Source organism: Knoellia subterranea KCTC 19937, assembly GCF_000768685.1.
Classification (GTDB): domain Bacteria; phylum Actinomycetota; class Actinomycetes; order Actinomycetales; family Dermatophilaceae; genus Knoellia; species Knoellia subterranea.
Window position 1 is genome coordinate 16747 of sequence record NZ_AVPK01000015.1, and the last position, 12508, is coordinate 29254.

Annotated in this window: 12 protein-coding genes; all 12 read right to left on the bottom strand. The window is 69.6% G+C overall.

Annotated elements, in window-relative coordinates:
• Window positions 1-15 precede the first annotated feature (15 nt).
• On the bottom strand, window positions 16-1143 hold the full coding sequence (proB, locus tag N803_RS16390; protein WP_035907321.1) for a glutamate 5-kinase: 1128 nt from the start codon (window positions 1141-1143) through the stop codon (window positions 16-18).
• 9 nt (window positions 1144-1152) lie between these two features.
• The gene (gene obgE, locus N803_RS16395) at window positions 1153-2685 is read right to left on the bottom strand and encodes a GTPase ObgE (RefSeq protein WP_035907323.1); all 1533 of its coding nucleotides are present in this window, start codon (window positions 2683-2685) and stop codon (window positions 1153-1155) included.
• A gap of 40 nt (window positions 2686-2725) precedes the next feature.
• Window positions 2726-3322 (bottom strand): GNAT family N-acetyltransferase, encoded by a 597-nt coding sequence (locus tag N803_RS16400; RefSeq protein ID WP_035907373.1) that lies wholly within the window; start codon window positions 3320-3322, stop codon window positions 2726-2728.
• Window positions 3323-3445: 123 nt separating this feature from the next.
• Window positions 3446-3718, bottom strand: coding sequence for a 50S ribosomal protein L27 (rpmA, locus tag N803_RS16405; protein ID WP_035907325.1), 273 nt, complete (start codon window positions 3716-3718; stop codon window positions 3446-3448).
• Window positions 3719-3754: 36 nt separating this feature from the next.
• Window positions 3755-4060, bottom strand: coding sequence for a 50S ribosomal protein L21 (gene rplU / locus N803_RS16410; protein ID WP_035907328.1), 306 nt, complete (start codon window positions 4058-4060; stop codon window positions 3755-3757).
• Between the two features lie 128 nt (window positions 4061-4188).
• Window positions 4189-7350 (bottom strand): Rne/Rng family ribonuclease, encoded by a 3162-nt coding sequence (locus tag N803_RS16415; RefSeq protein WP_035907330.1) that lies wholly within the window; start codon window positions 7348-7350, stop codon window positions 4189-4191.
• Window positions 7351-7532: 182 nt separating this feature from the next.
• Complete coding sequence (locus N803_RS16420) at window positions 7533-8282, bottom strand: TIGR03936 family radical SAM-associated protein (protein WP_035907331.1); 750 nt, start codon at window positions 8280-8282, stop codon at window positions 7533-7535.
• Window positions 8283-8349: 67 nt separating this feature from the next.
• Window positions 8350-9138 (bottom strand): hypothetical protein, encoded by a 789-nt coding sequence (locus tag N803_RS16425; RefSeq protein WP_035907334.1) that lies wholly within the window; start codon window positions 9136-9138, stop codon window positions 8350-8352.
• Window positions 9135-9599 carry a hypothetical protein gene (locus N803_RS16430; RefSeq protein WP_035907337.1) on the bottom strand — a complete coding sequence of 155 codons (465 nt, stop codon included), beginning with the start codon at window positions 9597-9599 and terminating at the stop codon, window positions 9135-9137. The genes N803_RS16425 and N803_RS16430 overlap by 4 nt, the downstream gene beginning before the upstream one ends.
• A gap of 702 nt (window positions 9600-10301) precedes the next feature.
• Window positions 10302-11501, bottom strand: coding sequence for an endonuclease/exonuclease/phosphatase family protein (locus tag N803_RS16435; protein ID WP_035907340.1), 1200 nt, complete (start codon window positions 11499-11501; stop codon window positions 10302-10304).
• Window positions 11502-11559: 58 nt separating this feature from the next.
• Complete coding sequence (locus N803_RS16440; RefSeq protein ID WP_035907342.1) at window positions 11560-11955, bottom strand: hypothetical protein; 396 nt, start codon at window positions 11953-11955, stop codon at window positions 11560-11562.
• Between the two features lie 81 nt (window positions 11956-12036).
• The gene (locus tag N803_RS16445; RefSeq protein WP_035907345.1) at window positions 12037-12498 is read right to left on the bottom strand and encodes a VOC family protein; all 462 of its coding nucleotides are present in this window, start codon (window positions 12496-12498) and stop codon (window positions 12037-12039) included.
• Window positions 12499-12508: the final 10 nt, after the last annotated feature.

The window sequence follows — 12508 nt, forward strand, 5'->3', positions numbered from 1 at the left end:
CGAGGTCGAGGCGGGTCAGAGCAGGACGAGATCGTCTCGGTGGATGACCTCGCGTTCGTAGGCCGCACCCAGATCGCGCGCCAATTCATGGGTGCTGCGACCCAACATGTGCGGGAGTTCCCCGGAGGAGTAGTTCACGAGGCCACGGGCGATCGCACGACCGTCGGGTGCGCACACATCGACGGGATCGCCACCCGTGAACGTTCCCTGCACCTCGACGATCCCGGCCGGCAGGAGCGACGTGCGCCGCTTGGTGAGCGCCGTGACTGCCCCCTCGTCGACGACGAGCCGCCCCCGCGGGGTGGTCGCGTGGGCGATCCACAGCTGCCTCGATGCCCGGGAGCGCGCCTGCGGCGCGAAGACGGTTCCGACGTCCTCACCTGCCAGCGCGTGCCCCGCATCCGCGAGGCGCGACAGAACCGTCGGTATGCCGGCCGCCCCCGCGATGCCTGCCGACTCCACCTTCGTGGCCATGCCACCACTGCCGACGGACGAACCGGTCCCGCCGATCTCGACGCCCGCGAGGTCCTCGGGTCGGAGGACCGCGGAGATGCGGCTCGAGCCGGCCCGGGAGGGCGGACCGTCGTAGAGCGCGTCGACGTCGGTGAGGAGCACGAGCGCGTCGGCGCCGACGAGGTGGGACACGAGGGCCGCGAGCCGGTCGTTGTCGCCGAAGCGGATCTCGTGGGTCGCCACCGTGTCGTTCTCATTGACGATCGGCACGATGCCGAGGTCCAGCAGGCGGGTCAGGGTGCGCCGGGCATTGGTGTAGTGCGTGCGCCGGGTGACGTCGTCCGCCGTGAGCAGGACCTGGCCGACAGTGAGGTGGTGGTGGGCGAAGGCCCGGGCATAGGCAGCGACCAGAGCGCCCTGTCCGACGCTGGCCGCAGCCTGCTGGGTGGCGAGGTCACGTGGCCGGGTCGCGAGACCCAGCGGACCGAGCCCGGCCGCGATGGCACCCGAGGAGACGAGGACAGCCTCTCCCCCGCGGGCTCGCACTGCCGCGAGGTGACCGACGAGCGCCACGAGCCGCGCCTCGTCGATCGTGCCGCCACCGGGACCGGTCAGGGATGACGACCCGACCTTGACGACGACACGTCGTGCCTGCGCCACCGCGGCGCGCAGCACCGCCTCAGTGCCCACGGAACCCGCTCACTCGTCGTCGTTGTCGCGGGCCGTGGCCCAGTGGCCGGCCTTGCGCTCGGCGGCGAGCTCCTGACGGGCCGCGGTCTGCGCGTCCTTGCGTCCGTGGAACTCCTCGCGCTTCTCGCCGCGGGTCTTGCGACCGGAGTCCTCGAGCCGCAGGTCCGTGCCGCGCGGTCCGGTGAGCAGTTCGGCGCCGGCGGCCATCGTCGGCTCCCAGTCGAAGATGACCGAGTTGTCCTCGGGCCCGATGACGACGGTGGACCCGGCGACGGCTCCGGCCTTGTAGAGGTGCTCCTCGACGCCGAGTCGGTTGAGCCGGTCGGCGAGGTAGCCCACGGCCTCGTTGTTGGAGAAGTCGGTCTGGTGGATCCAGCGCGTGGGGCGGTCGCCGAGCACGCGATAGATGACGCCGTCGGAGGTGTTCTCGCGGCGCACGGTGAAGCCGGCGTCGTCGACCGCCTTGGGCCGCACGATGGCGCGGGGGCGTTCGACGATGAGGGCTTCCATCTCGGCGCGCGCGGCCTCGACGTGCTTGGCCAGTGAGAAGGTCAGCTCCTTGAGCCCGATGTGGGCCACGGCGCTGACGATGTGGACCTCGAGGCCGCGCTCCTCGAGCTCGGGCTTGACCATCTCGGCGAGGTCGCGGGCGTCGGGAACGTCGGCCTTGTTGAGGACGACGATGCGGGTGCGCTCGGACAGCGGCCGGCCACCGAGGCTGTCATCGGGCACGTAGGCCGCGAGCTCGGCCTCGATGACGTCGAGGTCGGTCATCGGGTCGCGGTTGGACTCGAGCGTGGCGCAGTCGACGACGTGGACGAGGACGGAGCAGCGCTCGACGTGCCGGAGGAACTCCAGCCCCAGGCCCTTGCCCTCGCTCGCTCCGGGGATGAGCCCGGGCACGTCGGCGATCGTGTAGCGGGCGCTGCCGGCCGTCACGACTCCGAGGTTGGGGACCAGCGTGGTGAACGGGTAGTCAGCGATCTTGGGCTTGGCGGCGCTGAGCACCGACACGAGCGAGGACTTGCCGGCGCTCGGGAAGCCGATGAGCGCGACGTCGGCGAGCGACTTGAGCTCGAGGACGATGTCGAGGGCCTCGCCGGGCTCGCCGAGCAGCGCGAAGCCGGGTGCCTTGCGGCGGGCCGAGGCCAGGGCCTTGTTGCCGAGACCACCGCGACCGCCCGCGGCGACGACGAACGTGGCGTCGTGCCCGACGAGGTCGGCGAGGATGTCGCCGGCGGCGTTCTTGACGACCGTGCCCTCGGGCACGGGCAGCACGAGGTCGGCCCCGTCGCCTCCGTTCCGCTCGTCGCCAGCACCCGGCTTGCCGTTGGCGGCGCGGCGGTGCGGCGTGTGGTGGTAGTCGAGCAGGGTCGTCGCCTGCGGGTCCACCGCGAGGACGACGGAGCCACCGCGACCACCGTTGCCGCCGTCGGGTCCACCGAGCGGCTTGAACTTCTCTCGCTTGACCGAGGCCACACCGTGGCCGCCATCACCGGCCGCGACGTGCAGGACGACGCGGTCCACGAAGTTGACGGCCATGAGGGGATTCCTGCTTCCTGAAGCGAGTGAGAGCGAGACCTCAGTCTACGGGCGCACGGAGCATGCCCCAGACGGGCGGACTGCCTGCGGGCCCACCGGCGAGTCGTTCGGTGACGATGAATCCGAACCGTTCGTACAGCGGAAGGTTCCGTTCGTTGCTGCTCTCGAGGTATGCCGTGTGCCCGCCCGCCGCGTCGATCTCGCCGAGACGGTGGGTCAGCAGGGCGGTCCCGACACCGCGTCCGCCCTCGACGGCACCGAGGTGCGCGAGGTACCAGTACGGCTCCTGCGGGCGATGCGTCCTGAGCCATTGCTCGACGTGGGCACCCTTGGTGGCCTCGCGGCCCAGAGCGCGGACGAAGTACGGGCCGGCAAGGAGCCGGGCCGACAGGGGCGGACGGTGACCCGGGCGATCCCAGACCCCCACCCCCACCACGTCGGTGCCATCGAGGGCCACGTCGACGACGGCGTCTCCCCCGTGCTCGAACCGCATCAGCGTCTCCCACACCCGACGGTCACGCTCGGGTCTGCTCCCGATGTAGCGGTTCACCGGGTCGTCACGGAACGCGCGGGTCAGGGTGTCGACGACGACGTCGCGCTCCGTCGGACGGGCCGGGCGGACCGTGAGAGCTCCCATGTGCACCAGCATGCCGCGCCGAGGACGCCGAAGGGCGGCCCGGATCAGATCCGGGCCGCCCTTCGTGGTGGTGAGGATCCGGTATGCCGTGTGGTCACGGCCTCGGATCAACTCACCCGGGGATCACTCCGCCGCTGCGGTCTCCGCAACGGGGACGATGTTGACGACCTTGCGACGACGCTTGGTGCCGAACTCGACGTTGCCCGCGACGAGCGCGAACAGCGTGTCGTCACCGCCACGGCCGACGCCGTCACCGGGGTGGAAGTGCGTGCCACGCTGACGGACGAGGATCTCGCCCGCGTTGACGAGCTGGCCGCCGAAGCGCTTCACGCCGAGTCGCTGTGCGTTCGAGTCACGACCGTTACGGGTCGAGGACGCACCCTTCTTGTGTGCCATGTCTGCCTACCTTCGTGAGTCTGTGTGACCGGACGCTCAGGCGTCGATCGCGGTGATCTTGATCTGGGTCAGGTGCTGACGGTGACCCTGGCGCTTGCGGTAGCCCGTCTTGTTCTTGTACTTCATGATCGTGATCTTCGGACCCTTGGCGGCCTTGACGACCTCGGCCTTGACCGAGACCTTGGCCAGCTTCGAGGCGTCCGAGGTGACGGTCGAGCCGTCCACGACGAGAAGCGGGGTCAGGTCGATGCTGTCGCCGGCCTGGCCGACCTTGTCGATCAGCAGGAGGTCACCGACGGAGACCTTTTCCTGCCGACCACCTGCGCGAACAATCGCGTACACAGTGGAACTCACTTTCGTTTCAGGATGCACTCGCTCTGGATGACCGGCTGATAGCTACCCCGTGCTGTCGTGTTCGTGAACACTCGAGACACAGGACATCGGCTCGGTGGGCGCACCGACGGACAAGACTATCGGTCGCCCTCGCCCTGCTCCAAATCCGCGGACTTCGGGGGTCCGGCCGGAGCGACGACGCGTCCACGCTTGCGACGAGGGCGCACGACGGGCTCGTCGAGGGGCGTCGGCTCGGCGACCACGGGACGCACCTCGTCGGCCGGTGCGTCAGCGCTGGGACCGACCTCGGCGATGACGACGGGCTTCTCGGCCACCTCGGGCGCATCGGTCACCTGCACCGCCTCGGCCTCACCCTCAGCAGCCTCGATCACCTGCACTGCCTCGGCGTCAGCCTCAGCAGCCTCGGTCACCTGCCCGGCCTCGACGTCAGCCTCGGCAGCCTCGGTCGCCCGGGCCAGCTCGGCCACGTCGTCGTCGGAGGACTCCCCCGACATCGACTTGATGGCGGCAGCGTGCGCTGCGGCGGCGATCTGCGCTGCCGTCGGACCCGTAGGGGCCGGCGGCGCATCGGAGCGGGACTCGTCCTTGGCTGCGGGCTGACTCTGGTCCGCGGCCTTGCCGCGGCGGCTCCGGCCGCGACCCGACTGGGCGGCGCCCTTGTCGTTGCCCGAGCCGGAGTGCTGGCCGTGGTCGTGGTTGCCACCGGAGCGGTCGATCGGCTCGCTCTGGACGATGATGCCGCGGCCGTCGCAGTGCGAGCACGGCTCCGAGAAGACCTCGATGAGGCCCGAACCCACACGCTTGCGGGTCATCTGGACCAGGCCGAGCGATGTCACCTCGGCGACCTGGTGCTTGGTGCGGTCGCGACCCAGGCACTCGAGGAGGCGTCGCACCACGAGGTCACGGTTGGACTCGAGGACCATGTCGATGAAGTCGATGACGATGATGCCGCCGATGTCGCGCAGCCGGAGCTGTCGGACGATCTCCTCGGCTGCCTCGATGTTGTTCTTGGTGACGGTCTCCTCGAGGTTGCCACCCGATCCGACGAACTTGCCGGTGTTGACGTCGACGACGGTCATGGCCTCGGTGCGGTCGATCACGAGGGATCCGCCCGACGGCAGCCAGACCTTGCGGTCCATGGCCTTGGCGATCTGCTCGTCGACGCGGTAGTGGGCGAAGAGATCTTCCTCGGACGTCCAGTGCGTGAGGCGCTGGGCCAGGTCCGGCGCGACGTCCTCGACGTAGCCACTGACCTCCGACCAGGCCTTGTCGCCGGAGACGACGAGCTGGCTGAAGTCCTCGGTGAAGACGTCACGGATGACCCGAACCGTGAGGTCGGCCTCTCCGTGCAGGAGCACCGGAGCGCCTCCGTTGCCCGCCTTCTTGGCCGAGGCGGTCGCAACCTTCTTCTGGATGCCCTCCCACGCCTTGGTGAGCCGCTCGACGTCGGCACGCAGCTCCTCCTCGGAGGCGCCCTCGGCCGCTGTGCGCACGATGACGCCGGCGTGGTCGGGCACGACCTCCTTGAGGATCGCCTTGAGGCGGGCGCGCTCGGTGTCGGGGAGCTTGCGCGAGATGCCCGTCATGGAGCCCTCGGGCACGTAGACGAGGTAGCGGCCCGGGAGCGAGATCTGGCTCGTGAGCCTCGCACCCTTGTGGCCGATGGGGTCCTTGGTCACCTGGACGAGGACGGTGTCGCCCGAGCTGAGCGCGTTCTCGATGCGCTTGGCCTTGTTCTGCTCCAGTCCGGCGGCATCCCAATTGACCTCACCGGCATACAGGACGGCGTTGCGGCCCTTGCCGATGTCGACGAAGGCGGCCTCCATCGAGGGCAGGACGTTCTGGACGCGGCCGAGGTAGACGTTGCCGGCCATCGACGCGTTGGTCTCGCGCGACACGTAGTGCTCGACGAGGACGCCGTCCTCCAGCACACCGATCTGGGTCTTGTCGCCCTTGCCACGCACGGCCATGACCCGGTCGACGGACTCCCGGCGGGCCAAAAACTCTGCCTCGGTGATGATCGTGCGCCGGCGACCGGCCTCACGTCCCTCTCGACGGCGCTGCTTCTTGGCCTCGAGGCGGGTCGATCCCTTGACCGCGGTCGGCTCGTCGCGCTCGCGGTCCTTGCGGGGCTCGCGGACCTTCGTCACGGTGCCGGGCGGGTCGTCGCCCTCCGTCGAGGATCCCGAGCGGCGGCGACGACGGCGGCGACGGCTCGAACCGGACTCGGCGCCCTCGGCCTCCGGGCTGTCGTCAGCGCGACCCTCCGCCTCGGAGTCTCCGGCTGCCGAGTCGGCTCCGGATGAGGCGTCGGTCTGCTCTCCGGACTCAGCCTGCTCGCTACCGGCGGCGCCTGCGCCACGCCCGCGACGGCCACGACCGCCGCGGCGACGGCGACGGCCGCCTTCCTGCTGCTCGTCGGTGGACTCGCCCGCAGTCTCGGCAGCGCTCTGCTCGCCCTCGGCTGCCTCGTTCTGCTCGGCGGTCTCGGTCTCGGCGGCCCGGCCCCGGCCACCGCGGCGTGACCGCTTCGGCTTCTCGGGCGCAGCCTCGTCGGCGGCGGCATCCGCCTGCTCGGGCCCCGACTGGCGCTCGATCGCGGCGGCACTCGGCGCCTGCGCGGGAGCGGTGGCCCTGCGGCGGCGCACGACCTTGGTGGTGTCCGGGGCCTGGAACAGGAGGCCGAACGAAGAGACGACCGGGGCAGCCTCGACCTGCGCCTCCTGCTCGTCGTCCTCCGCGGACTCGTCCTCGTTGGACTCGTCCTGAGCCGTGATCGCCGCGTCGCCCGTCTCGGACTCAGCGATCTCGTCCGCGGGTGCCTCGTCGGCGGCCGCGGGGTCGACAGCAGCCTCGTCCAGCAGCGTCGGCTCCTCGACGGGAGCGGCCGCAGCCTTCTTCGAGCGGGAGGCCCGCTTGGCCGGCTTGCGGGCAGCCTTGGCGGCGGCCTTCTCGTCGGACGTCTCGTCCGAGGAACCGTCAGAAGCTTCGGACGAGACGGCGGCCTTCTTCGGCGCCTTCTTGGCAGCCTTGCGGGCGGCCTTCTTCTTGGGCGCGGGCGCCTCCGCGTCGGTCGACTCGCTCAGCGCGACCGTGGCGGAGTCCGGCTCGGCCGATGCGGCATCGCTCTCGACGCTCGCAGGGGCAGGAGCAGCGGTCTTCTTCGTCGCCCGGCGGCGACGAGGCGCCTTCGCGGGCGCCGACTCGACCGCGTCAGTGGCGGCCGCTTCGCTCTGGGACGAGGTGTTCTGGGACGTGTCGTCGTTCTGGGTGGCCATGGAATGTGACCCTCTCGGCGCCACGTGGCCGTCAGCCACACCATCTGGGCGGGAAGCCCGGACCTGCCGTCCCCGTGGGGCTCGTGTCGTGATCGTGTCGGGTGAAATTTCCCGACACGGAAGTCGTGTGTGCTGTTCCCGAAGGAGTTTCGCGCGGCGTGTGCTCCGCTGCGGCAACCCGATCAGGAACCGACGGCGTCCTTGTCGGCGGCCAGTGGATCGGCCACCCCGGCCTCTGCGTGCAGTGGGCCCTGGGCCAGGCGGGTCACCAGTGGTGGAACCGGAGGGCTGAGCTCGGTGACTGCGTGCAGTGCGGTCAGGATGTCATCGGGGCGAACGGACGGTGTGGTGTGCCGAACGACCGTCTGCAGTATCGCACACGACGGGTCGCCGCTCTCGGTGACGACCATCGACACGACGGCGGAACGCACATCGAACGTCTTGGGCCCCGTCTTGAACACGCGGGTCACCTCGGCGACGTCGACCGCGAGGAAGCGCTCCACGGCATACGCGAGGGTGTCGAGCGGGACGCCACGCATCTCCAGACGCCAGACGCTCCCCTCGAGCCGCTCGGCGAGGCTGCCGGGCCCGGCCTCGACGACCTCGATGACGTCGAGATCCGGCGGGAGTGCCTCGTCGAGCGCGACGCGCAACGCCTCGGGATCGACGCGTTCGGTGACCGAGATCTCGAAGTACTCGGCCTCGCTGGCGGTGCCGGTCGGTGCGGCGTTCGCGTAGCTGATCTTCGGGTGCGGGTGGAAGCCGGCGGAGAAGGCCATCGGCACGCCAGCCCGACGCAGGGCACGCTCGAGCGCCCGCGAGAAGTCCCGGGTCGACGAGAAGCGCAGCCGACCGCGCTTGGCGTAACGGATGCGGAGCTTCTGGACCGGAGGAGGCGGCGGTGGGCCTTCGGGAGTGCGCTGACGAGCCATGGTCGGGCCAGCCTATTTCAGGCTGACCCGACCACCGAACTTCGCGTATGCCGTCCGCTCGCCTCGGTCAGGCCTGTCCGGGAGCCTTGGGCCAGGAGTCCGTCAGGTAACTGGGGATCGATTCGCCACCGTGCTCAGGGCCGACCGGCAGCGGGACCTGGAGGGCACGCTCGACGTCGTCCTCGAGAGCCGTCAGCGCCGTTTCGCACGCCGTCATGGCGGTCCAGGGGTGGGTTCCCGCGTCGTCCGTCTCATGGGTGAGTCCACAGCTGAATGCGCCAGGCAGCCCAGTCCTAGGCGGGCCATCCGGGTCTGGAAGGGGTCCTGCCTGCTCATAGTGAGTCAAACTGGTGGCCAAGGTCGACACTGCCGAGGCAACATCCGAGAAGAAGGTTTCGCCCGCGTCCGAGATGGAGCGCGATGCGGTCTTCAGAAGGGTCGCGCCGATCTGTGCGGTGGACGCGCCGGCCTGCATCTTCGGAACAACCTCGCGATAGGCCCTGCCCGCCGGTCCCTTCCAACTGTCCACGGCTGGAAGCTTCTTGGATTCTACGTATTCCGTGGCGTCCGATGCGTGACCGACTGCGGTTCTCCACTTCTTGGAGCGGCGCTCCAGAGCATCAACCCAGCCCGAGTCATCGACGTACTTCTCCACCCAGGCCGCGACCACCTCGACCTGGTCCTTGTACTCGCGCCATGAGTGACCGCTCGCCGGACGAAAGCCGTCGACGTACTGCACCTGGGCCTTGGCACACGTGTGCACTCCGTGGCTGTCGCCGTGAATGGTCTTGACGTAGGTACGCAGGGTGGCCAGGTCTGCCTTGAGGTCGGCGACGGACTTGGAGACAGAACTCATCGGACCGGTTCCTTCTGACTTGTGGTGGACGTGAGCTCACTCGCTCGATCGCTGAGTTCACGGTCCGCGATCTGGGTCACTTCGCGACCCTCGACGTCGAGGAACACGAGGTGGGGTTCTCCGTCACGGACCTCGACCACTGCGAAGTCAGCGTCCTCGGGCAGGGCCCGAGTCCACTCGGTTTGCGCCGGCTGCCGCTGCGGCTCGGCGGCGCCAGACCCGGCCACCACTCGGTCGCTCGCGTCACCGCCCGATTCCTGCTGCCATTCGACCCCGACAACCTGAGCCTCAGGACCCACGGGTTTGCCTTCGGACCCGACCCACGCCGAACCCTTGGCGTCGGTGTCGATGTACGAGATGCGCGGCTCGCCGTCGACCATCGTGACGACAATTCGGTCGGCCCGTGCCGGGATCCGTTCGACATCGCGACCGTCGACCGCTGTCGCCTCTCCTCGCTGCATCTCGCGCGGGGTCCACGTGACCTCACCCGAGCTCGGATCGACATGCCGGTCAAAGGTGATGTCCGGGTCCTTGGGGTCCTCGGGCGTGGGCCTCGTCGGGCCGAGAAGACGTCCTCGGGCGTGGGCCTCGTCGGGCCGAGAAGACTGGTGTAGTGGTCCTTGTCCTTGCCGGGGTGCGCGTCGCCTGGCCCAGCGTCGGATCCTCCCCGTCCACCTCGGGCCGCCGCCCTGGTCACGCGCTCATCCGAGTCCTTGTCGTTGGACTCGGTGCGGGCATTGTTCCTGTCCAGGTTGGTCTGCATCGCGCGCAGGCGCTTCTCCCCCACCTCGAGGGAGTTCCGAACGGCCAGGTCCGCTGCCGAAAAGTCGTCACCAACGATGCTCTGGAAGTTGCCCCATGAGATGCCGAGGGCAGGAACCGCACGATGGGCCTGCCCGAAGGAGTTCGAGGCTGTCCCCCACTGCGTGGCATCCGCAGTCATGTCGGCCGGCACGACCTTGAATTTCACGTCACCCATGACGTCCACCCTCTCGTCCGGTCGGCGTCCCCCGCCGATCATCTCCCCCGACCCTAGGTCGTCCGTTCCGCGCCGGCGATGGGGAGGACTCCCCCCGCCCGCTCCACGACCGTGACCCCGGGCAGAGGTGTGCCGTGGCACCCGACGGGCGCCACGGCATACCGGATGGTCGTGATCGGGACGATCAGCGCAGGGTGACGTCCGCCCAGACGAGGCGGTGGTCGCTCGTCGGGAAGGGGAAGACACCCGTGAGGCGGAACAGCGGGTCTGCCTGAACCGGCCAGAAGACGCCGGCATCGCGCACAGTGAACGACCGCGACAACAGCGTGTAGTCGACGCGGAGGTTGCCGGGCGCGCCGTCGGCGAAGTCCGCGGTGTCGTACCTGGGGTCGCCCGTGTGCGTGAGGTTCGCGCCGGCCTGGAGCTGGGCTGCCTCGACCGCACCCTCGGAGGTGGCCTGCGGGTCGACGATGCGCTTGCTGTCGAGGAGCTGGTTGATCGCGGCCTCGTAGGAGTCGCCGTCGTGGGGGTCGGCGTTGTAGTCGCCGAGGATGACGAAGTTCGAGCTCGGGTTGAGACCGCCGCGACCGCCGTTGTCGTCGTAGATGTAGCCACCCTTGCCCGGCGTGATGTAGTCGGCCCAGAAGCGGATCTCGTCGTGGTTGCGGCGGCCGTTGCGGTCCTCGGGCCCGTCGAAGGTCGGCGGGGTCGGGTGCGCGGCGAGGACGCGCACGGTGCGCTTGCCGACCGTCACGGGGACGTCCCAGTGCGACTTGCTGGAGAGGCGGAAGTTGTCCTGCTCCTCCGGCGAGTACCAGTCGGTGGGGAGGACGTTGCCGGGCATGTCCTTCCAGAGGAAGTGCTGGAAGGTGCGGACCGCGTCGGTCTGGATCGGGTACTTGGAGAGGACGACCATGCCGTACTGACCCGGGAAGAGCCCGAAGCCGTAGGCGTCGTCGCCGCCGCCGATCGTGCCGTCGTTGTTGAGGTCGAAGCCGCTCGGGACACCGGTGTTGACCGGGGCCGTGTAGGCGTAGGGGTAGTCGACGGCTTCGGCTCCGTTGTGGCCGACCTCGAGGTAGTTGTCGCGGAACAGGTCGACCGCCGTGCCGCCCTCGACGTAGTCGAACTCGTTGAGCAGGACGACGTCTGGGTTGGCGCGCTGGATGACCTCCGCCACGGCCTTGGCCTGCGCGTTGTCCGGGGTGGAGAGCTCGCGCACGAGGTCGCCGGCAGCGTTGCGGTTGAGGCTGAGGTTGTAGGTCGCGACGCGCAGGTCCTGACCCGTGGGACCGGGCGCTGCGTTGGCCGAGGCGGCGGTGGCCAGGGGTGTGGCCGCGAGGAGTGCGGCCGCGCCGATGATGACGGCTCGGGCGAAGTTCATGATCGTTCCTTCGACGTGGTTCCAGGGAGACGTTTCAACCTAGCCACGCCCGGCGTCCTCATGCGGATTGAGAGGTGAATGCCTCGTGAACCTCACGATCCCGTATGCCGCCCGCTCGCCTGTTCTTCTGCGTCACCTTTCCCCGCGCCGCCGTGGAAGTGCGCAGCGCCATGTCCACCACGACGAGGTTGGCGACGAGCGCGAGCCACTGGGCGTACGGCGTCGCGGCGGCCACGGCGTGCTCGAGCCCGACAGGGTTGTCGACGGCGAGCCCGGGCAGCTGGACTGCGACGAGGACCACCCCGAGAGCGAGAGCGGTCAGCGGGACGAGCGACACGGCATACAGGCGGGTTCGCCAACGCCGCGCGACCCTGCGGCTGCCCCGCTGCCGTGCCTGAATCATGAGGGCTGCGAGGACGAGCCAGAGGAGGGCGAGCGTCGCGAACCAGGTCATGCATTCAGCCTCGCGGCGCGAGTGGGGCTTCGGCATCGGGTGCGACCCCGAGGCACCCCTGACCGAACCCTCAGTGGGCCGTCAGTCCAGGCAGAACTCGTTGCCCTCGGGGTCGGCCATGACGATGTGGCCGGCGCCCATGGGTGGTTGAGGCTCGTGGCGCTGCAGCCGTCGAGCACCGAGCGTGGTGAGGCGGTCGCACTCGGCTTCGAGGGCAGCCATCCGCTCCTCGCCCTGCAGGTCGGGCGCCGCGCGCACGTCGAGGTGGACACGGTTTTTGGCGACCTTGTCCTCGGGCACCTGCTGGAAGAACACCCGCGGCCCGTCGCCGTCCGGGTCCTCGATCGCGGATCGCGAATTGTGCTGGTCCGCCGGCACGCCGATGCGAGTGAGGAACTCTCTCCACGCCTCCAGCGGGTCCGCACCGTCGGCGAGCGCGACACCGGGTGGGCCCGGGATGACATAACCGAGCGCCTCCGCCCAGAAGCGGGACTGCGCTGCGGGGTCGTGGGCGTCGAAGGTGACCTGGATCGTGCGGCTCATGTCACCACCG